This window comes from Nonomuraea sp. NPDC050478 (assembly GCF_044458265.1).
Taxonomy (GTDB): Bacteria; Actinomycetota; Actinomycetes; order Streptosporangiales; family Streptosporangiaceae; genus Nonomuraea; species Nonomuraea ferruginea.
On sequence record NZ_JBITHT010000006.1, the window covers coordinates 320,152 to 341,070 of the forward strand.

Genomic DNA, 20,919 nt, shown 5'->3' on the forward strand with positions numbered 1-20,919 from the left:
TCTCCCTCTATGACCGATCTCCTGGGAGAACCTACTAGACGATCATGGCCCGATGGCCGAAACCACCGAAAAATTGGGCAATCCGGAGATCGAATTGCTATTCTCGTGCCTTGTCCCGTCCGGGGTTGCCAGCAGGGGACCGACCGGAGTGAGGTGCCATGGGTCGTAGCCGAACGATCCGCCTGAAGATCATCGGCCTACTGCTGGTTCCGCTGGCCTCGATGGTGGTGTTGTGGGGGGTTATCACCGCCGTCACGGCGGGCGAGAGTCTGGAGCTGAGGCAGTATCAGACGCTCTGGACGAACCTGCGACACCCGGCGTACAAGCTCGGCAACGAGCTGCAGCGCGAGCGCCTCGCCTCCGTTCAGCTCCTGGGCGCCGGCGTGTCGGCCGACAGGTCGGCGCTCATCGAGCAGCGCTCACGCAGCGACAGGGCGAAGGAGGAGTTCAAGAAGTCCTCGGGCAAGTCCCGGGATACCTCGGAGGCGATCCGCAAGCAGGTGGACGCGGTGTACACGCAGCTCGACAGGCTCGACGCGGTCAGGGGAGAGATCGACACGGGCCTGTCCGACCGTCTGCGCACGGTGGAGGGGTACAACACGATCCTCGACGCCCTCTTCGACCTGCACCGGCGGGTCGGCTACATCGACGACCTGCCGATCTACGAGCAGTCCAGGATCGTCATCGACCTCGGCTACGCCAAGGAGCTGCTCACCCGCGAGCAGGCACTGGGGCTGGGCACCACCACGGTGGCCGAGCGCAGGCTGTTCACCCGGCTGGTGGGCAACCGGCGCTTCCTCATCGACCACTCGCTCGGCCAGCTGGACCCCACCCTGCGCGAGACCCAGGTGTCGATCATCACCTCGCCCGTCTACCAGCGGATGCGGCTGATGGAGGACCAGATCGTCGCGGGCGGCTCGCCGCGCGGATGGCTGGACACCACCGAGTCTCTGGCGAAGTCTTTCCAAGAGGCCCAGATGCGCGCGAGCATGATCCTGCAGGAGCGCTCAGAGCCGGTGGCCGACGCCGGGCTCACCCGGGCGCTGCTGCTGGCCGGGACATGCTTCGCGCTGATCCTGGTCTCGATCGCGTTCTCGCTGCGAATGGGCAACCGCCTGTCCAAGGAGCTGGCCAATCTCCGCGGGGCGGCGCTGGAGGTGGCCCAGGAGCGGCTGCCCGAGGTCGTCGCCAAGCTGCGGAAGGGGGAGACGGTTGACGTGCCCGAGCTCTCCGTCGCCAGCACGACCGTCGAGATCGACGACGTCGGCCAGGCCTTCTCCACGGTCCAGCAGACCGCGGTCGAGGCGGCCGTCGGCCAGGCGCAGCTGCGTGACGGCGTCGGCCACGTGTTCCGCAACCTCGCCAGGCGCAGCCAGGCGCTGCTGCACCGCCAGCGCATCCAGCTGGAGGGCATGCAGCACCGCGCCACCGACCCCGACGACCTCGACGACCTGTTCCGGCTCGACCACCTGGCCACCCGGATGCGCCGGCACGCCGAGGGCCTGATCATCCTGTCGGGCGCCACCCCCGGCCGCGGCTGGAGCAAGCCCGTGCCGATGCTGGACGTGGCCCGCGGCGCCGCCGCCGAGGTGGAGGACTACCAGCGGGTGATCGTCGACCCGATGCCGGCCCAGCGTCTGGCCGGGCCCGTGGTCGGCGACGTGATCCACCTGGTGGCCGAGCTCATCGAGAACGCCACCGTCTACTCTCCCCCGCACACCTCGGTGATCGTGCGAGGCGAGGTGGCGGCCCGCGGCTTCGCCTTCCACGTGGAGGACCGGGGGCTCGGGATGAGTGACGAGCAGCTGGCCGAGTACAACGAGCGGCTGGCCAGCCCGCCCGAGTTCGACCTGGCCGACAGCGAGCGGCTCGGTCTCTTCGTCGTTTCCCGCCTGGCCGCCAGGCATGACATTCGCGTGATGTTGCGCGATTCACCATATGGAGGGACCACCGCCATCGTGCTGATCCCGGCAGAACACGTAACAGATCCTCCGGACGAGCCGGAGGAGCCCACCGCGGCCCCGGCCCGCCCGATCCGGGTGGTGCAAGGTGAGTAGAGACGAGCGCTGGCTGGACGAGGACGCCGGTCCGATCGTCCCCGCCTACTTACTCACCCGGGGCCGGACGGTGCCCGCGAGCGAGGCCATCGACCTCATCGCCGTCATCATCACCTCCGGCGGCCTGACGCCGCCGGTCGGGCTCGGTCCCGAGCATCTGATCATCCTGCAGAAGTGCACCAAGCCGACGCGGCTGGTGGACGTCGCGGCGGAGCTGAACCTGCCCATCGGCGTGGTCCGGGTCCTCGTCGGCGACCTGCACCAGCAGAAGCTCGTCCAGGTGGAGTCGCCGCCTCCGGCGCCCGACGCCACGGTGCTCCTGGAGGTCATCGACGGGCTGAAGGCTCTCTGAGCACGTCCTCGGCCCGGTGGCAGGCGACCCGGCGCCCCTCCTGTCCCTCCTGATGCCCTCCTAGGTCCCGCAGCGCGGGCGCGCGATCGCACTCCGTCACCGCCATCGGGCAGCGCGGCCGGAACGGGCAGCCCGTCTCCGCCGGCCTCACCTCCGCGCGCCCCCGCGCCACGGGCGGCTCTCCCCCCAGCTTCGGGACGGCGTCGCGCAGCGCCAGCGTGTACGGGTGAGCGGGCCTGGTTAGCAGGTCGGCCGTGGGGCCCGACTCGACCACGCGGCCCGCGAAGAGCACGTGCGAGGTGCGGCACAACTGCCCCACCACGGCCAGGTTGTGCGTGATGAGCAGGCGTTCCGCCGCCAGCCCCGCGATCAGGTCGAGGATCCTGGCCTGGACCGTCACGTCCAGGGCGCTGGTGGGCTCGTCGAGGATGAGCAGTTTCGGGTTCACGGCGAGGGCGCGGGCGATGACCACCCGCTGGCGCTGGCCGCCGGAGAGCTGGTGCGGCCTGCGGCTCGCCAGCGCGGGGTCGAGGCCGACCTGTTCGAGCAGCTCGGGGACGCGGTGGCGGGCGTCCCGGGGCAGCGCCTCGGCTACGGAGCGGCCGACGCGCATCCGGGGGTCCAGGGCCTCGGCCTGGAAGACGGGCTGGACGTCGCCACGGAAGCGCCTCATGTCCACTTTTTTCAGGTTCTGGTCCCCGTACAGGATATTTCCGGACATGGGGGTGAGGAGGCCGAGGAAGGCGCGCGCCAGCGTGGTCTTGCCCGACCCGCTCTCCCCGATCAGGCCGACCCCGCCCCCGGTGATGTCCAGGGTGACGTCGTGGACCACGGGGGTGCGGCCGTACCCGAGCGTCACCCGCTCCGCCCTCAGCAGGCTCCCCGACGATGTCACGGCAGCGCCTCCAGCAGTTCGCGGGTGTAGGGGTGGGACGGCTCGGACAGCACGCGGGCGGCGGGGCCGCTCTCCACGACCTCGCCGGCGCGCATGACCAGCACCCGGTGGGCGATGGTGGAGACCAGGGCCAGGTCGTGCGAGACGAGCAGCAGCGCCAGCCCGCGCTCGGCGCAGAGCGTGCGCAGCACGGCCACCACCTCGGCCTGCACGGTCACGTCCAGCGCGCTGGTCGGCTCGTCGGCCAGGATCGCCTCCGCGCCCAGCGCGATGGCCAACGCGATCGCGAACCGCTGCGCCTGCCCGCCGGAGACCTCGTGCGGGTAGCGGCGCAGGATGGCCGGGTCGAGCAGGACGGCCTCGACCGCCTCGGCCATGACCCGCTCCGCGTCGCCGACGCCGTGCAGCCTGAGCGCCCGGCGCATCAGCGTGCCGAGCCGGAGGGTGGGGCTGAGCGCGGCCTGCGGCGACTGCATGACGAGCGCCACCCTGGCTCCCCTGATCGCGCGCAGCTCGGCCGGCGAGGCGCTCGTCACGTCCACCCCGGCCACCCGGATCCGCCCGCCGACCTCGGCGCCCTCGGTGAGCCCGAGCAGCGCCAGCAGCGTGGTCGACTTGCCCGAGCCGCTCTCCCCCACGATCGCCACGCACTCGCCGGGGGCCACGTCCAGCTCCGGCACCTTCGCCACGACCCGCCCGCCGTAGCTCACCCGGAGGTCGCGTACCTCGATCACTTCACGATCCTCCGCGGGTCCAGCGCGTTGCGCAGCCCTTCGCCCAGCACGTTGAACGCGAACGCGGTCAGCAGGATCGCCAGCCCGGGGAAGGTGACGACCCACCAGTTCGTGGTGAACAGCGACTGCCCCTGCTCCACCATCAGCCCCCACTCCGCCGTCGGCTCCTGGGCGCCCAGCCCCAGGTACGACAGCGCCGCGGCGGTGAGGATGACCCCGCCGCCGTCGAGCGAGACCTGGACCAGGACGGGCGTCAGCGAGTTCGGCAGCACGTGCCGCAGGATGATCATGGGCGCGGGCACGCCCAGGCAGCGCGCGGCGTCCACGTACGGGCGGGTGGCGATGGAGGCGGCCATCGACGCCGACAGCCGCGCGTACCACGGCCACCAGGTGACCGCGATGGCCACGATCACCGTGGTGACGCTCGGCTGCAGCACGACCGCCAGGGCCACCGACAGCAGCAGCGCGGGGAAGGCCAGGAACACGTCCGTGATCCGCATGATCACGTCTCTGACCCAGCCGCCCGCGTACCCGGCCACGACGCCCAGCAGGACGCCCGTGGTGGCCGAGACCGCCAGCACGGTGACGGCGATGAACAGCGACGTCCGCCCGCCGTACAGCACCCGGGTGAGCACGTCGCGGCCGGCCGCGTCGGTGCCGAACCAGTGCGTGCCGTCCGGCGGCCGCAGTGCGGCGAACGGGTCCACCTCGTCCGGCGGGTAGGGGGCGAGCCAGGGCGCGAGCAGGGCGGCCAGCGCGATGAGCGCGATCAACACCGCCCCGGCGAGGGCGAACCGGTCGGTGACCCTCGGCAGGGTGCGGCGCAGCGGCGCCGCCTCGGGCAGCGCGCTCACCGGGCCCTCGCCCTCGGGTCGACGACGCCCTGCAGCAGGTCCACCACGAGGTTGGCGAGCACGTACATCAGCGCGACCAGCAGGGTGACGCCCGCGACCGCCGGGGTGTCGGAGCTGGAGATGGCGTTGACCGCGTAGCGGCCCAGGCCGGGCCAGTTGAAGACGGCCTCGACCAGGAACCCGTTCACGATCGCGTACGCGAACACCAGCGCGATCAGCGACAGCACCGGGTTGAGCGCGGGCCGCAGCGCGAACCGGGTCAGGATGGTCGTCTCGCGGAAGCCGAGCGCCCGCTCCAGCCGGGCGTGGTCCTGCGACGCCTCCTCGATGAGCGTGGCGCGCACCATCTGCGCGATCACGCCCGCCGGGTACGCGGCCACGACCAGGGCCGGAAGCACCAGGTGCGCCAGCGTGCTGGTGAGGATCGGCCAGTTGCCGGTGATGAGCGCGTCCACGACGGTGATGTTCGTCCAGAGCGTCAGCGGGCTGGTGGTGTCGAGCGCGCTGTCGTACTCCCCGGCGACCGGGAACCAGCCCAGGTTGCTGGCGAAGACCGTCTGCAGGGCCAGGGCCAGCCAGAACACCGGCAGCGACACCGCGAGCATGCTGGTCAGCCGGACCGAGAAGTCAGGGAAGCGGCCCCTGAACCGGGCGGCCAGCACGCCGACCGGGATGCCTGCCACGACGGCGATCACCAGGCCGGCCCCGACCAGCTCCAGGCTGGCCGGGAAGGCGTGGTACAGATCCTCCAGCACCGGCCGCCGGGTGTGCAGGCTGGTCTGCCAGTCGCCCGTCACCAGGTCCCTGACGTAGTTGCCGAGCTGCACCCAGAGCGGGTCGTCCAGCCCGAAGCGGGCGCGCACCTCGGCGAGCTGCTCGGGCGTGGCCTTGGGCCCGGCGTAGGCGACCGCCGGATCGCCGGGCACCATCCTCGTGATCACGAAGGTGAGGGCGACCACGCCGGCCATGACCAGGAGTGCCTGGCCCAGCCGGCGGATCAGGTAGCGCGGCATCGGTCAGCTGGCGGGCTTGAGGTCGTAGAAGGAGACCACGTTCGGGTAGGCCGGGTTGTCGACGTACCCGAGCACGTCCGCGGTGAGCGCGCGCTGGTAGGTCTGCACGTACGGCACCGCGACCGCCGCCTCGTCCTGGATGATCTTCTTCTGCAGGTCGGCGTAGGCCTGGTCGGCCGCCAGCTGGTCGGTGGCGGTGAGCTGCGGCAGGCCGTCGATCGCCTTGTCGATCGCCTCGTCCTTCAGGTACGACAGGTTGAACGAGACCTCGTCCGCGCTGCGGAAGACGTTGAGGAACCACGAGTACGGGTCGGCGTAGTCGGGGAACCAGTACATGACGAAGATGTCCTGGTCGCCCTTCTTGCCCCGGTCCCACTGCGCGTTCCAGGCCATCGCCCGCGCTTCGACGGTGACGTTGACCTTCTTCAGCGCCGCGGTGAGCAGGGTGACCAGCAGCTTCTGGTCCTCGTCGCCCTGGGCGTAGGTGAGCGTGAGCTTCAGCTCGGCGTTGTCCGGGCCGTACCCGGCGTCCTGCAGCAGCTCCTGCGCCTTGGCCAGGTCCTGCTTGGGCTCCATACCCGTGGTGTGGCCGAGCAGCCCGGGCGGCACCAGACCGCCGGCCTTCTGCGCGGAGCCCTTGAGCGCCGCCACCAGGCCGTCGTAGTCGATGGCGTGCTGCAGAGCCTGCCGGACGCGCACGTCCTTCGTCGGCCCCTCCGCCGTGTTGAACAGCACCAGCAGGTTCTGGAACGACGGCGTCTGCTTGGCCTGCACGCCCTCGGTCATGCCCGCCTGCTCGAACAGCTGCGGGTTGAGCCGCTGCACGAAGTTGACCTCGCCGCGCTGGAGGAGCTGCCACGCCGTGGTGATCTCCGGCGTGACGCGGAAGGCGACCTTCTTGTACTGCTCGGGCCGCCAGCCGCCCCAGTAGTCGTCGAACGCCTTCAGCGTCAGCTCGGTCTCCTGGCCCTTCTGCCACGAGTCGATCGTGTACGGGCCGGTGCCGGCGTCCAGCTTGCCGTTCTTGACGTCGTCCTCGTTCTTCTCCAGAGCCTCGGCGTCGTAGATGTGGGCGGCGTACCCGGAGGAGGTGATGAGGTCCATCGGGGCCGCGTACTTGAGCGTGAACTTCAGCGTCGAGGCGTCCGGCGTCTCGATCTTGTCGACCGCGCTCCAGATGTAGGCGGCGCCGCCGCCGGACTTCATCGTGCGCTCGATGGCCTTCTTGGCCGCCTCGGCGTCGAGCGTGGCGCCGGTGTGGAACTTCACGCCCTGGCGCAGCTTGAACGTCCACTCCTTGCCCTCGTCCGCCGAGGACCACTCGGTGGCCAGGCGCGGCCGGACCTCCTTGGCCTCGGCGTCGTAGCGGGTGAGGCCTTCGTAGATGCTGGTCATGGCGATGATCTCGTTGGAGTACGAGGTCGCCGGGTCCCAGTCGGTCACCACGTCCAGGTTGGGGGCGTAGACGAAGGTGGCGTCGTTCTCGGTGGACTGGGTGGCCTGCGTTCCGCCGGTGCTCGGCTGGGGGGTGCCGCCGGCGCCGCGTACCTGGCCGCCCGCGCACGCGGATGCGGCCAGGGCGACGACACCGGCGATCCCGGCTACGAGCAGACGCTTGTGCCAGCGCATGGGGGGATCCTTTCGAATTGTCACCGGGTGAGGGGTCCGGCGGCTTTGGCGTGTATCCGCACGGCGGGCTCCGCGAGGTAGCTGAGCGGCACCTCCAGGAGGTCGACGATCTGGACCAGGTCAGGGTCCGCGCCCGCCGCCACGGCACGTGCCGCGGCCTCCCGCCTCACCCTTTCGATCGCCTTTGTCCGGCTTTCACCCGCAGGCATGATCGTATCGACTCTGCCGCTCGCCAGGGCGATCGCGGCGCCGACGGCGTTGGCCACCTCGGCGTGCTCCGGACGGATGACGCGGCTCACGCCGGGGATCCGCTCGGGCAGCAGGAAAGCGCCGCCACCCACCGCCACCAGGGGCCGGCCGGCGCGGCCGAGCGTCATGCGGTCCACGGCGTCGGCGGCCAGCGCGTCGGTGGCGGCGATCGCCCTTTGCAGAGTGTCGCGGAAATCTTCCGATATGTCGCCCAGGTCCCAGGTGACGCCCGGCGGCCGCCGCCCCGCCGCGACCGCCGCGTCCGTGAGCGTCGCCGTGCCGCCGCCGAACACCAGCGCCTCCTCCGCGATCCGGTAGCCCACCGAGTCGGGACCGGCCTTCGCGCCGCGCACGACGGTGCCGCCGCCCAGCGCGATGGCCAGGATGTCCGGCATGCGGAAGTTGGTGAGCACGCCGCCGATCTCCACGGCCGCCGCCGACTCGCGCGGGAACCCTCCGGTCAGCACCCCGAGGTCGGTGGAGGTGCCGCCGACGTCCGCGACGACCGCGTCCGGCACGCCCGACAGGAACGCGGCGCCGCGCAGCGAGTTCGCCGGGCCGGAGCCGATGGTCGACACCGGCAGCCGCGCCGCGTGCTCCAGGGTCATGAGCGTGCCGTCGTTCTGCGCCAGGTAGGGGGTGGCCGCCAGCCCGCGTTCGGCCAGCGCGGCCGTCAGCGCACTCGTGACGTGCCCGGCGACCTCGTACAGGGCGGCGTTGAGCACGGTCGCGTTCTCGCGCTCCAGCAGCCCGAGCGAGCCGATCTCGTGGCTGACCGAGACCGGCAGCCCGTACTCGCTCCTGATCAGCTCCTCGGCGGCCCGCTCGTGGTCGGCCGTGGCCGGGCTGAACACGGCGGTGACCGCCACCGCGTCGGCCTCCACCCCGTCCAGGAAGCGGCGGATCGAGCCGGGGTCGAGCCTGCCGATCTCGCGCCCGTCCACGTAGTGACCGCCGGGCACCACGGCCTCGCCGGCCGAGACGACCTCGCGCAGGCCGTCGGGCCAGTCGGAGAGCGGCGGCACGGCCGTGGTGGCGGGGGCGCCCAGCCGCAGCACGGCCACCCGGCCCAGGTTCCTGCGCTCCAGGATCGCGTTGGTGGCGTGGGTGGTGCCGAGCATCACCCGGCCGATCCGGCCGTGGGCGTGCGGGCCCAGCTCGTCCAGCACCGCGTCCAGCGCGGCGCGCAGTCCCTCGGTGACGTCCCGGCTGGTCGGCCGCTTGGCCTTGGCGATCACCCGGTCGCCGGAGTCGAGCACCACCGCGTCGGTGTTGGTGCCGCCGACGTCGATGCCGATCCGCAGGTCCGGCTCAGCCATGCGCCAGCTCCTCCACGGGAACGTAGTCCAGGTCGTAGCCGAACGCCCGCGGCCCGGCCGTGTCCAGCCCCTTCCGGGTGCGCCAGAGCGGGTCGCACGGCCAGGCGAGCACGGTGACACGCTGGCCGTAACGCAGGCCCTCGGTCTGGATCGCGGCCGCGGTCTCGGTGTCGACCACCGTGATCAGATCCGGCACCATCGCCCTGACCTGGTTGTCCTCGACGGCGACCAGGTTCTCGTTCTGCAACTCCAGGACGAGCGTGCGGCCTCGGTCGTCGCCGGTGCCCTCGATCGTGGCGGTGCCCCTGACGAACCCGCCGGTGGTGCGCCGCTCCACGTCGGTCAGCTTGCCGGTGATCAGCCTGACCGCGCCCAGCTCGGCGGCCAGCGCGGCCAGCGGGTCCGCCGCGTCCTCGGTGGCCCGGCCGATCTCCAGCGCGCGTGTGACCGTGCCCTCGATGACCGCGCCCCGCGCCCGCTCGGCGGTGAGTACGTAGTCGGCCATCAGCGCCGAGGAGCCCGCGGCCACGCAGACCGCCCGCGCCAGCCGCTCCGACCACAGGCCGTCCACCGGCCGGATCGTCACCACGTTGCCCGCCACGTCCGACATGATCACCAGGTCGGCGGGCAGCCCCGCGACGTACATGGAGATCATCTGGACCTCGGGGAACGCCCGGCCCATGCCGTCGGCGTCGAGCAGCGGCAGCCCGAGCTGGGCGGCCCAGGCCACCGGCGCGACCCCGTTGGAGCCGCCGATCTCCGACGACATCACGGCCGCGGGCGGCCTGCCGAAGAGCCGTTCGACCTCCTCGGCGATGCGCTTCGGCTCGTCCTCGCCGTGGATCATCTCGTGGCTCACGGTCGGCGCCCCGATCCCGGACAGCGGCACCACCAGCGCGTCGGGGGGTAACTCGGCCAGCCGCACGAGGGGCACCGGCCCGTACGCCCTGATGGCCCGTACGGCGGCCAGCGAGCCGGCGCGCACGTCACCGCCGCCGCCGGTGCCGAGCACGGCGCATCCCCGCGCCAGGGCCGGAATGTCAGTTTCGCGGATGCTCATATGGGGCCCCAACCAAGCACATACACCGGCATTGCGCCAGTCACGCTCTCGCATCGGGCCCTTCACTGGTAGACCTGAGAACAGGTTCCCGGCCGGAGGAGGGCAGGATGCGGATCTCGGTGGCGGCCGACAGCCTGGACGGGGTCGCGGAGCGGCTGGTGGCCGTTCTGCGGCGGCGCGGCCACGAGGTGGTCACGCACGGCGCGCTCAACGGCGACGAGCGCGACGACTGGGCCTGGGCGTCCGAGGCGGCGGCCCGCGACGTCGCCGAGGGCCGCGCCGACCAGGCGGTGGTGTGCTGCTGGACCGGCACCGGCGCGTCCATCGCGGCCAACAAGGTGCCCGGCGTCAGGGCCGCGCTCTGCGTCGACTCCTACACGGCCGACGGCGCCCGCAAGTGGAACGACGCCAACGTGCTCGCCCTCAGCCTCCGCCTCACCTCGGACGTCCTGCTCGACGAGATCCTCGACGCCTGGCTGCGCGGCACCCCGAGCACCGACGAAACCGACCAGGCCAACGTCGCCCACCTCGACCACATCTGACCCCTCACCCCCGGACGGCGGAGGCCCGCAAAACGTCAATGCCGCGCGAACCACCCCAAAATCACCCCACCGAACCCGGACGGTGAGGGCCGCAAAACGTCGGTGTCGCGCTTTAGGGTGCAGGGCATGACAGACGTCCTGCTGCGCGGCGGCCGGCCCTGGGGGGTCAACGGCCCCGCCGACGTCCTCGTCCGCGACGGCGTGATCGAGGTCGTCGCGCCGTCCGTCGAGGCCCCCGGCGCGCGGGTCGTCGACGTCGCGGGGCAGCTCGTGCTGCCCGGCCTGGTCGACGCCCACTGCCACCTCGACAAGACCCTCTACGGCGGCCCCTGGGTGCCCCACTCGGCCGACGACACCCTCGCCGGCCGCATCGGCAACGACCTGGCCCGCCGCGGCGAGCTGGGCGTCCCGAGCGTGCCGCGCATGGTGTCCCTGCTGCGGGCGATGAGCTCGTACGGCACCACCAGCGTGCGCAGCCACACCGACATCGACCCGCAGACCGGGTTGCGCGGCGTGGAGGCGGTCAGGGAGGCGGCCGCGCAGGTGCCGGTCGACGTGACCCAGGTGGCGTTCCCGCAACACGGCCTGCTCACCAACCCCGGCACCGCCGAGCTGCTGGAGGAGGCGCTCAAGAGCGGCGTGGAGGCGGTCGGCGGCCTCGACCCGGCGGGCATCGACCGCGACCCCGTGCGCCACCTCGACCTGATCTTCGGCCTGGCCGACCGCTACGGCGCCCACGTCGACATCCACCTGCACGACGGCGGCTCGCTGGGCGCGTGGGAGGTGGAGCTGATCACCGAACGCACCCGCGTGCTCGGCCTGGCGGGCCGGGTCACGATCAGCCACGCGTACGCGCTCGGCCAGGTCGACGCCGCCCAGGCGGGCAAGCTGGCGGAGGGACTCGCCGGAGCGGGCGTGGCGGTCTGCACCGCCGCCGTCTACAGCTTCCCGGTGCCGCCGGTCAAGACGCTGCGGGCGGCCGGCGTCACGGTGGCGTGCGGCCACGACGGCATCCGCGACCTGTGGGGCCCGTTCGGCAGCGGCGACATGCTGGAGCGGGCCATGCATCTGGCCTACCGCAGCACGTTCCGCCGCGACGACGACATCGAGCTGGCCCTGGAGGCCGCCACCTACGGCGGCGCCCGCGCGCTCGGCCTGCGCGGCTACGGGCTCGCGCCGGGCGATCGGGCCGACCTCGTGGTGGTCGGGGCGAGCACCCCGGCCGAGGCCGTGGTCGTTCGCCCCGGGCGCACTCTTGTCATGAAAGACGGCATCGTCCTGCACAATTGACCGGCGGGACCATCGAAAGGCAGGGCAAGTGCTCTCTATTCACCAGCGGATCGCCGAAGAGCTCGGGGTGCGCGAGGGGCAGGTGCGGTCCGCGGTAGAGCTGCTCGACGGCGGCTCCACCGTGCCGTTCATCGCGCGCTACCGCAAGGAGGTCACCGGCGCGCTCGACGACGCCCAGCTGCGCACGCTCGAAGAGCGGCTGCGCTACCTCCGTGAGCTCGACGAGCGGCGGGCCGCGATCCTGGAGTCGATCGAGTCTCAGGGCAAGCTCGACGACGAGCTGCGCGCCCAGATCATGGCGGCCGAGACCAAGGCCCGCCTCGAAGACATCTACCTGCCCTACAAGCCGAAGCGGCGCACCAAAGCGCAGATCGCCCGTGAGCTGGGGCTGGAGCCGCTGGCCGACCAGCTGCTCGGCGACCCGTCGCTCGACCCCGCCGCGACGGCCGCGGGCTTCGTCACCGAGGGCGTGGCCGACGCCGGGGCGGCGCTGGAGGGCGCCAGGGCGATCCTCATCGAGCGGTTCGCCGAGGACGCCGACCTGATCGGCGCGCTGCGCGAGCAGCTGTGGGAGCGGGGCAGGCTGACCTCCAAGGTGCGCGACGGCAAGGAGGAGGCGGGCGCCAAGTTCTCCGACTACTTCGACTTCGCCGAGCCGTTCACCAAGCTTCCCTCCCACCGCGTCCTCGCCATCTTCCGCGGCGAGAAGGAGGAGGTCCTCACCGTCGCGCTGGAGCCCGAGGAGACCGCCGCCTACGAGCTGCGGGTCGCCGCCCGCTACGGGATCTCCGACCGGGGCAGGCCCGCCGACGGGTGGCTGTGGGAGACGGTCCGCTGGGCGTGGCGCACCCGCATCCTCGTCCACCTGGGCATCGACCTGCGGATGCGGCTGTGGCAGGCGGCGGAGGACGAAGCGGTGCGGGTGTTCGCGACCAACCTGCGCGACCTGCTGCTCGCCGCGCCCGCCGGCAGCCGCCCCACCATGGGCCTCGACCCCGGCCTGCGCACCGGCGTCAAGGTGGCCGTGGTCGACGCCACCGGCAAGGTCGTCGAGACCGCGACCGTCTACCCCCACGAGCCCAAGCGGCAGTGGGACCAGTCGCTGGCCGTGCTGGGCGCGCTGGCGCAGCGCCACGGCGTCGAGCTGATCGCCATCGGCAACGGCACCGCCTCCCGCGAGACCGACAAGCTGGCCGGCGAGCTGGTCAAGCTCATGCCGTCGATGACCAAGGTGGTGGTGTCGGAGGCGGGCGCGTCCGTCTACTCCGCGTCCGCCTACGCCTCGCAGGAGCTGCCCGAGCTCGACGTGTCGCTGCGCGGCGCGGTGTCGATCGCCCGCCGCCTGCAGGACCCGCTGGCCGAGCTGGTCAAGATCGACCCGAAGTCCATCGGCGTCGGCCAGTATCAGCACGACCTCGCCGAGTCCAAGCTGTCCCGGTCGCTCGACGCGGTGGTCGAAGACTGCGTCAACGGCGTGGGCGTCGACGTCAACACCGCCTCCGCGCCGCTGCTGACCCGCGTGTCGGGCATCGGCGCCACGCTCGCCGAGAGCATCGTCCGCCACCGCGACGCCAACGGCCCGTTCCGCGGCCGCACGGCGCTGAAGGACGTGCCTCGGCTGGGGCCGAAGGCGTTCGAGCAGTGCGCGGGCTTCCTGCGCATCCAGGACGGCGACGACCCGCTCGACGCCTCCAGCGTGCACCCCGAGTCCTATCCCGTGGTCCGCCGCATCCTCGACGCGGTCGGCACCGACCTCAAGTCGCTGATCGGCAACACGGCCACGCTGCGGTCCCTCGACCCGCCGAAGTTCACCGACGACACGTTCGGCCTGCCGACGGTCACCGACATCCTGCGCGAGCTGGAGAAGCCCGGCCGCGACCCTCGGCCCGCCTTCCGCACGGCGGCCTTCAAGGAGGGCGTGGAGAAGCTGTCCGACCTGGAGCCGGGGATGATCCTGGAGGGCGTGGTCACCAACGTGGCCGCGTTCGGCGCCTTCGTCGACGTCGGCGTCCACCAGGACGGCCTGGTCCACGTGTCGGCCATGTCGCGCACCTTCGTCAAGGACCCGCGCGACGTCGCCAAGCCGGGCGACATCGTGCGCGTCAAGGTGCTGGACGTCGACATCCCGCGCAAGCGCATCTCCCTCACGCTCCGCCTCGACGACGACGCCGCCCCGCCCGCGGCCTCCGGCGGCCGGGGCGAAGGCCGAGGCGGCGGCCCCCGCCGCGACGGCGCTCGCGGCGACGGAGCCCGAGGCGACGGTGCTCGCGGTAACGCCGCCCGGGGAGACGGCTCTCGCGGCAACACCGGAGACGGCTCTCGTGGCAACGGCACCCGGGGAGACGGAGCCCGCGGCGGGGCCGCCCGAGGAGACGGGTCTCGCGGTAACGGCACCCGGGGCGACGGTGCTCGCGGAGACGCCCGCCGCGACGCCAAGGGCGACCGGCGCGGCGGAGGCGAGGGCAACCAGCGCGGCAACGCCCAGCGTGACCGCCGCGGCCAGTCCCAGCGCCGCGCCGAGCCCACGGGCGCCATGGCCGAGGCCCTCCGCAAGGCCGGCCTCACCGGCAACGACAAGTAACCACCCGGCCTCCCGGACACCCGGTCCGGGAGGCCGGAGCTGTGGTCAATCCCGCCTACGTCGGACGCCGTGACCATCGTCGCCAAGTGCACGCGCGCGTCATGGCAGTCCACAACCCCAAGCCCGGTCAGTACGGCGTGCCCGTCCCCCAGTACCTGATCGGCACCACTCGGCCTAGTCCTGTCGCACATCCTCAAGATCGCCCATGGGCGCAGGTCCGCTGACCGTCTTTCCAGACGCCGCGCTCCGCCCGGATGAGGAGACGTTCTCCGTCTCCACGTACCGCTTGTGAGGATCCGGCGGCTAAGAGAGAGGACGTTCTCGGTTCCCGCGTACCCGCGCCGAAGGATTCGGCGGCTCAGGGATGGGACGTTGTGCCGCCCGTGAGGACCGGGCGACTCCAGAAGAGGACGTTCTCCGTTCCCCCGCCGCACGGGAGGATCAGCCAGCCTGGGAAGAGGACGTTCTCGCTTTCCACGTACCGCCCGTGAGGATCCGGCGGCTCAGGAAGAGGACGTTCTCCGTTCCCGCGCCGCGCGGGAGGATCAGCCAGCCTGGGAAGGGGACGTTCTCGCTTTCCATGTACCGTCCGTGAGGATCCAGCGGCTCAGGAAGACGACGTTCTAGATTCCCCGTGCCCGCGTACAGGGATTCGGCGGCTCAGGGAGGGGACGTTGTACCGCGCGTGAGGATCCTGCGACTCCAGAAAGAGGACGTTCTCCGTTCTCCTGCCGCGCGGGAGGATCACGCAGCCCGACGTCTCGATTTCCGCGTGACGCGCGGTGGGACTGTGGATGGACATCGCCAGGGACGAGCGGCGACCCGGACCGGCGGTGACGGCTGTCATGACCGGTGGGACGATACGGTCGGAAGGTGACCACGTACGACCGCGCGATCGAACAGGCCCGTGACCTCCTCCGGTGGCGTTCGCCGCTGCGCACCGAGCTCTGGGCGGCCCGCCTGGTGTCCGAGGGCGACCCTGACCTGCTGGGCGAACTGGCCGGTTCCGAGCGTCCCGAGGCGAGACTCGCGACAGCGGCCCTGGCCACGCTCGAACTCCCGGACGACCTCACCACGACAGCCAGCGCGACGCCGTACGACGCCGAGGCCGTCCAGGAGATACCCACCTCGGACGAAGAACGCGACGATCTCACCGCCGCCGCCCGGGAGGACGAAGAACCCGACGATCTCACGGCGACCGTCCCACGGACACCTCCCCCGTACGGTGTCGATCTCGCCATGGCAGGGCGGGAGGCGTTGGAGTGGTTGCCCAGGTGGGCGGCCCGGATGGGGGAGGTGGTGTGCGAGGGGGCGTGGTACGGCAGGGGCGATCGGCACGGCGAGCAGGTGCTGGCCGCGCTCGCGTTCCGTTACGCCGACGGCCGGGAGCCGCATCTGCTGGTGGTGGGCATCGACCAGGCGCACGGCGGGCTGGCGGTGGACGCGGTGGTGGAGGAGCCGAAGTTCCTCGACGACCTCGACCTGGCGCGGGCGCCGGCGGACGTCGTGGCGGGGCGGGTGCTGGACGCGTTCGAGGTGACCGACCTGCTCATGGGCGCGGAGGTGGCCGACACCCTGCCCGCCGTCCGCCCGCTCGCGCTGGCACGCGCCCGGTCCGTCCCCGATCCGGTACGTCACGCGCCGGATGAGACGTTCACCGCTTTCGACGCCCTGCCCGACACGCCCGGGGCGGACGAGGCGTTCGGCGCGCTGGCCGAGTTCCTGGGCGCGCGGCCGCTGTGGTGGAGCCCGGCCAGGGTGTCGGCGTTCCTCACCTCGTGGCTGCCCCGCGAGGCGATCCTGAGCGACGCGGCGATCGCCGCGATGCCGGAGGTCCTGCGGGCCTGGACCCGCCACCTGGGCGACCACGAGGAGATCCACGACCGGATCGCCGCGGAGGCCCCCAGGTTGCCCGCGCTGATGGCCGACGAGTCGCTCGCCGGCCTCGCCAAGCGCATCGCCGCGAGCCGGACGGAGGAGCCGGGGGCCGATCCACCGGCGGGGGGCGGCTATGGTGTGCAGTGACGTTCACGCTGCCCCCGCCCGGGCGTTGAGAGGGAGATCTACACGATGTACAAGGAGTTCGCTGCCGAGGCGGTCGTCTGGCTCGTGCCGGTCGTGGTTCTCATCGGCCTGGCCCTGCTGGTCACCTCCTGACAGCCAGGGGCGTTTCGCCCCTGGCCCTCACCCTCAACGCGCGCAGGTCGAAGCGGATCTCTCCGTCGAGCCAGCGTCTCCAGAGCCTCGACAGCGTCGTGGCGCGATTTCCGGCATGGCGTCTGCGCACTGGTGCCCCCATGACTGACCGGCCGCCGCCTCCCCCTGTTGAAAGCGGCATCCTGATTAACCACCAGATCGGGAGCAAGGTCAACGTCCACATTTGCCGATATTTCGGCTCATGATGCCCAGGCGAGCAGCGGTCCGCCTTCCCGCAGGCGTTTGAACGCCTGCTTCTCCAGCTGCCGGATGCGCTCCCTGGTCAGCCCCATCTGCGCGGCGATCTCCGTATAAGTCATGATCTCGCGCCCGGCCAGCCCGAACCGCAGCCTGATGATGTACGCCTCGCGCGGCGGCAGCGACGTGACGAGCCGGTTCAGCTCGGCGCCGAGCGCGCGGCGTTCGGTGAGTTCCTGCACCTCCAGGCCGTCCTCGTCGGCGATCAGGTCGCCGATCCTGCCCTCGCCCCGGTCGCCGACGGGCATGTCCAGGCTGACCGTCTCCTGGGCCAGCATCCGTAACCTGGCCACCTGCCGGACCGAGCGCCCGGCGGCCTCGGCCAGCTCGTCGAGGCCCGGGTCGCGGCCGAGCTCGACGGCGAGCCGCCGCTCCACCGTGAGCAGCCGCGCGAGCTCCTCGGCCACGTGGATCGGCAGCCGGACCGTACGGCTCTTGTCGTGGATGCCGCGCTCGATGGCCTGCCGGATCCACCACATGCCGTAGGTGGAGAACTTGTATCCGCGCCGGTAGTCGAACTTCTCCACGGCCCTCATGAGCCCGAGGTTGCCCTCCTGGACGACGTCCGTCATGGGCAGCCCGCGGTGGGCGAACTTGCGCGCCGCGGCCACGACGAGCCGCAGGTTGGACCTGATGAGCAGCTCCTTGGCACGCTCGCCGTCGCGGCGGACGTCTTCGAGCTCCGGGGAGCCCGCGCCCCGGCCGATCAGGTGACCCGCGTACAGGCCCGCCTCGATCCGTTTGGCCAGGTCGACCTCGTCCGCGGCGGAGAGCAGGGGGATCACGCCGATCTGCTGCAGGTAGAGGCCGAGCAGATCGGGCTCTTCAGCCGACATGCGAGGCGACTACCCGGTAAAGGGCGGCGAATTCCCCTCTTCGCTCAGCTCGGCGATGGCCAGCTCGGCGGTCGTCCTGATGTCGAAGAACTTGTCGAGCGCGGTGATCGCGAACAGGTGCTTGCACCGGCCGTTGAGCCCGGACAGCAGCAGCTTGCCGCCGGAGGCGGTGACGGCCTTGTGCAGGTAGACCAGCACGGACAGACCCGAGGAGTCGCAGACGCTGACCGCCTGCATGTCGATCACGAGCATCGGCGGTTGGGTGAGGTCGAGAGCCTTGGTGACTCGGTCGCGTACTTCAGCGGCGGAGCCGAAGTCGAAGTCGCCCGTCAGCCTCGCGATGACGCACGGCCCCTGGAGACCGAGACTGATCGACAAGGCTTGGTCCGAAGTCACCCAGCTCCACCTACCTGCGTTGCGTCTGACTTCCCCTTACTTTACGAGAAGTATCGACGGGGGTTGAACACCAGGATCTGCTCGATCTGCCCATCCGTCACGCCCGCCTCACGCAGAGCGGGCAGCACATCATCGTGAATGTGGTCATAGCGCCAGTTGGGAGCGATGACGCCGACCATGTCCCACTCGTTGGGGAAGTAGTCCATGAAGCAGGACGCGTCGTGGCTGAGCACCATCCGGTCGGTGTAGCCGCGCTCGCACAGCGCCGCGATCGTGGCCACGCGCTGCGGCGTCGGGTTGTAGAGGTCGAGCCCGAACCGGTCCATGCCGAGCGTCGCCCCGGTGTCGGCGAGCCGCCGCAAGTAGTCCAGATCGTTACTGTCGCCGGCGTGGCCGACCACCACCTTGGTCAGGTCCACCCCCTCCTTGGCGAACAGGTCGAGCGCGACGATCCCGCTCTGCGCGGGCGAGTTGGTGTGCACGGTGATCGGCGCCCCGGTGCGCACGTGGGCCTGGGCGACGGCGCGGCAGATGCGCTCCACGCCGGGGGTGAGCCCCTTCTCGTCGACCACGCACTTGAGGAAGGCCGCCTTGACCCCGGTGTCGGCGATCCCGTCGGTGAGGTCGCGGACGAAGTCGTCGATCATCGGGTCGGGCATGTCGAGGAGGAGCCCCGGGCCGCGGTGCTCGTACTGGTGAGGCAGCTCCTCGAAGCTGTAGATGCCGGTGGCGACGACGATGTTGAGGTCCGGAACCCCGGCGGCGACCCGCTGGATGCGGGGGATGTACCGGCCGAGCCCCCACACGGTCGGGTCGACGATCGTCCGCACCCCCTTGGCCGCCACCGCGTTCAGCTTGGTGATCGCGTCGGCGACCCGGACCTCCTCGTCCCACCAGGCGCCCCTGCCGTAGTTCTCCAGGTGCTCGGCGGCGGCCACGAAGATGTGTTCGTGCATGAGGGTCTGGCCGAGTTCGGCGACGTCGACCGGGCCTCGGACGGTGCTGACGACGGGCATGGCCACCTCCGTGCCGGCGGATCTTCCCGCGCCACCGTAAGCGGCCCCTGACTCCCCGTCAACCGCCGCCCAGCCGGGGGAAGAGCGGCGCCGGCCGCGGCAGCCGCCCGTCCTCCTCGCGCAGCGCCGCGGCCACCCGGCGCGCCGCCGTGGGCAGGAAGGGCTCCAGTTGTACGGCGAGCTCCCGGCAGGCGTGCACCAGCGTCGCCAGGGAGGTGTCGCGCCCGCCGGGATCCTGCTTCCACGGCCGCGTCCGCTCCACGTACTGGTTGGCCTCCTCGACGATCGCCTGCACGGCGGCCGCCGCCCGCCGGAAGTCGAACGCCTCCAGCGCCTCGTGCACCCGCTCCCCCGCGCGGCCGGCCGCCTCCAGCGGCTCCGGCCGGGCGTCGGGCACCCGCCCGTCGCGGAACCTGTACACCATCGTGACGACCCGGTTGACCAGGTTGCCGGCGCCGTTGGCGAGGTCCTCGTCGGCGCGGGCGATCAGCCGCTCCTCGGTGAAGTCGGCGTCGCCGACGCGCGGCACCTCGCGCAGCAGCCACCACCGCACCGCGTCCACCCCGTACGCGGCCGACAGCGCCACCGGATCGGCCGTCGCGCCCCCGGACTTGCTGATCTTGCGCCCGCCCGCGGTGACGTAGTCGTGCACGAAGATCCGCGTGGGCAGCGGCAGCCCGGCCGAGAGCAGCATGGCCGGCCAGTACACGGCGTGGAAGCGGATCACGCCCTTGCCCATGAGGTGGAGCCTGCGGGGCTCGCGCTCCCACCAGCGTCCGTAGTCGTCGCCGTCCAGCGCGGTGATGTAGTTGGCCAGCGCGTCCCACCACACGTACACCACCTGGCCGGGGTCGCCGGGCACCGGGATGCCCCAGCCGCGCGAGCGCTCCGCCGACCGCGAGACGCTGATGTCCTCCAGGCCGGACTCCAGGAACGCCAGCACCTCGTTCCTGCGGCTGACCGGCTCGATCGCCGGGGTGCCGCTCCTGATCAGGTCCAGCAGCGGTTCGCGGTAGCGGGACAGCCGGAAGAACCAGTTCTCCTCCGACACCCGCCGCAGCGGTTCCGGGTGCCCCTCAGGGCAGGGTTCCTCCTGGTAGAACGCCTCACAGCCGACGCAGTAGAGCCCTTCGTAGTGCCTGCGGAAGAGGTCGTGCGCGGTCGCCCGCCACAGGCGCTCCACCCCGGCCCGGTGTCCCGGGTGGGAGCTGGTCCGGACGAACGCGTCGAACGACAGGTCCAGCGGCCCGCGCAGGCCCTCGAACGCGGCGGCGTTGCGGTCGACCAGCTCGCGGACCGGCACGCCCGCCGCCTCCGCCGCCAGCACGTTCTTCAGCGAGTTGTCGTCGGTGCCGGTCTGGAACCGCACCGGCTCGCCGCGCCGCCGATGGTGGCGGGCCAGCACGTCGGCCTGCACGATCTCCAGCGCGAACCCGAGATGCGGGCGGGCGTTCACATAGGGAATGGTCGTCGTGATGTACATCGGGTGCCTCCCGGGGACCCCTGACACGACGAGAGGCCCCGCTCGCAGGGCCTCATGAAGGACGTCGTCCGGTGAACCCCGCTAGGGGGCCGTCATCACCGCGAACGCCGTCATGCCGCCCATCGTACCGATCGGCCTCACGCGTCTCCCGCCATTTTC

Annotated in this window: 17 protein-coding genes; 6 read left to right on the forward strand and 11 right to left on the reverse strand. The window is 71.7% G+C overall.

Annotation, left to right across the window (positions count from 1 at the left end; genetic code table 11):
- The first annotated feature begins 158 nt into the window (after window positions 1-158).
- Both ACIBF7_RS30600 and ACIBF7_RS30605 read left to right on the forward strand, forming a co-directional pair.
- On the forward strand, window positions 159-2,057 hold the full coding sequence (locus tag ACIBF7_RS30600) for a nitrate- and nitrite sensing domain-containing protein (RefSeq protein WP_397198711.1): 1,899 nt from the start codon (window positions 159-161) through the stop codon (window positions 2,055-2,057).
- Window positions 2,050-2,409, forward strand: coding sequence for a DUF742 domain-containing protein (locus ACIBF7_RS30605; protein ID WP_148029695.1), 360 nt, complete (start codon window positions 2,050-2,052; stop codon window positions 2,407-2,409). The genes ACIBF7_RS30600 and ACIBF7_RS30605 overlap by 8 nt, the downstream gene beginning before the upstream one ends.
- Here the strand turns inward: ACIBF7_RS30605 and ACIBF7_RS30610 are convergent.
- From ACIBF7_RS30610 to ACIBF7_RS30640, 7 genes are read right to left on the reverse strand one after another with little or no spacing between them, the layout of a single operon-like run.
- Window positions 2,384-3,304: an ABC transporter ATP-binding protein gene (locus ACIBF7_RS30610; protein ID WP_397198712.1), complete on the reverse strand. Its 921-nt coding sequence runs from the start codon at window positions 3,302-3,304 to the stop codon at window positions 2,384-2,386. The two genes, ACIBF7_RS30605 and ACIBF7_RS30610, sit on opposite strands and share 26 nt — an antisense overlap.
- Complete coding sequence (locus tag ACIBF7_RS30615; protein ID WP_397198713.1) at window positions 3,301-4,038, reverse strand: ATP-binding cassette domain-containing protein; 738 nt, start codon at window positions 4,036-4,038, stop codon at window positions 3,301-3,303. Before ACIBF7_RS30615 ends, ACIBF7_RS30610 begins: the two co-directional genes overlap by 4 nt.
- Entirely contained in the window at window positions 4,035-4,892 is an 858-nt protein-coding gene (locus ACIBF7_RS30620) for an ABC transporter permease (RefSeq protein ID WP_397198714.1), read from the reverse strand. The genes ACIBF7_RS30615 and ACIBF7_RS30620 overlap by 4 nt, the downstream gene beginning before the upstream one ends.
- Complete coding sequence (locus ACIBF7_RS30625; protein WP_148029692.1) at window positions 4,889-5,905, reverse strand: ABC transporter permease; 1,017 nt, start codon at window positions 5,903-5,905, stop codon at window positions 4,889-4,891. The genes ACIBF7_RS30620 and ACIBF7_RS30625 overlap by 4 nt, the downstream gene beginning before the upstream one ends.
- Before the next feature lie 3 nt (window positions 5,906-5,908).
- Entirely contained in the window at window positions 5,909-7,534 is a 1,626-nt protein-coding gene (locus ACIBF7_RS30630) for an ABC transporter substrate-binding protein (protein ID WP_148029691.1), read from the reverse strand.
- Between the two features lie 20 nt (window positions 7,535-7,554).
- The gene (locus ACIBF7_RS30635; protein WP_397198715.1) at window positions 7,555-9,102 is read right to left on the reverse strand and encodes a hydantoinase/oxoprolinase N-terminal domain-containing protein; all 1,548 of its coding nucleotides are present in this window, start codon (window positions 9,100-9,102) and stop codon (window positions 7,555-7,557) included.
- Complete coding sequence (locus ACIBF7_RS30640) at window positions 9,095-10,162, reverse strand: DUF917 domain-containing protein (RefSeq protein ID WP_397198716.1); 1,068 nt, start codon at window positions 10,160-10,162, stop codon at window positions 9,095-9,097. Before ACIBF7_RS30640 ends, ACIBF7_RS30635 begins: the two co-directional genes overlap by 8 nt.
- A 107-nt stretch (window positions 10,163-10,269) precedes the next feature.
- Here ACIBF7_RS30640 and ACIBF7_RS30645 point away from each other — a divergent pair, with 107 nt between their 5' ends.
- From ACIBF7_RS30645 to ACIBF7_RS30660, 4 genes are all read left to right on the forward strand, one after another.
- The gene (locus ACIBF7_RS30645) at window positions 10,270-10,704 is read left to right on the forward strand and encodes an RpiB/LacA/LacB family sugar-phosphate isomerase (protein WP_148029688.1); all 435 of its coding nucleotides are present in this window, start codon (window positions 10,270-10,272) and stop codon (window positions 10,702-10,704) included.
- Window positions 10,705-10,830: 126 nt separating this feature from the next.
- Window positions 10,831-11,994 (forward strand): amidohydrolase, encoded by a 1,164-nt coding sequence (locus tag ACIBF7_RS30650; protein WP_397198717.1) that lies wholly within the window; start codon window positions 10,831-10,833, stop codon window positions 11,992-11,994.
- Window positions 11,995-12,022: 28 nt separating this feature from the next.
- Window positions 12,023-14,575: a Tex-like N-terminal domain-containing protein gene (locus tag ACIBF7_RS30655; RefSeq protein WP_397198718.1), complete on the forward strand. Its 2,553-nt coding sequence runs from the start codon at window positions 12,023-12,025 to the stop codon at window positions 14,573-14,575.
- 873 nt (window positions 14,576-15,448) lie between these two features.
- Window positions 15,449-16,600 (forward strand): hypothetical protein, encoded by a 1,152-nt coding sequence (locus ACIBF7_RS30660; RefSeq protein WP_397198719.1) that lies wholly within the window; start codon window positions 15,449-15,451, stop codon window positions 16,598-16,600.
- A 371-nt stretch (window positions 16,601-16,971) separates the two neighbouring features.
- On the opposite strand, the gene ACIBF7_RS30665 is transcribed toward ACIBF7_RS30660, so the two are convergent.
- From ACIBF7_RS30665 to metG, 4 genes are read right to left on the reverse strand one after another with little or no spacing between them, the layout of a single operon-like run.
- Complete coding sequence (locus ACIBF7_RS30665; RefSeq protein WP_148029684.1) at window positions 16,972-17,865, reverse strand: RNA polymerase sigma factor RpoD/SigA; 894 nt, start codon at window positions 17,863-17,865, stop codon at window positions 16,972-16,974.
- Between the two features lie 9 nt (window positions 17,866-17,874).
- On the reverse strand, window positions 17,875-18,261 hold the full coding sequence (locus ACIBF7_RS30670; RefSeq protein ID WP_148029683.1) for an STAS domain-containing protein: 387 nt from the start codon (window positions 18,259-18,261) through the stop codon (window positions 17,875-17,877).
- 41 nt (window positions 18,262-18,302) lie between these two features.
- Window positions 18,303-19,277: a phosphotriesterase gene (locus tag ACIBF7_RS30675; RefSeq protein ID WP_397198720.1), complete on the reverse strand. Its 975-nt coding sequence runs from the start codon at window positions 19,275-19,277 to the stop codon at window positions 18,303-18,305.
- Window positions 19,278-19,335: 58 nt separating this feature from the next.
- Window positions 19,336-20,760 (reverse strand): methionine--tRNA ligase, encoded by a 1,425-nt coding sequence (gene metG, locus ACIBF7_RS30680; RefSeq protein ID WP_397198721.1) that lies wholly within the window; start codon window positions 20,758-20,760, stop codon window positions 19,336-19,338.
- Window positions 20,761-20,919: the final 159 nt, after the last annotated feature.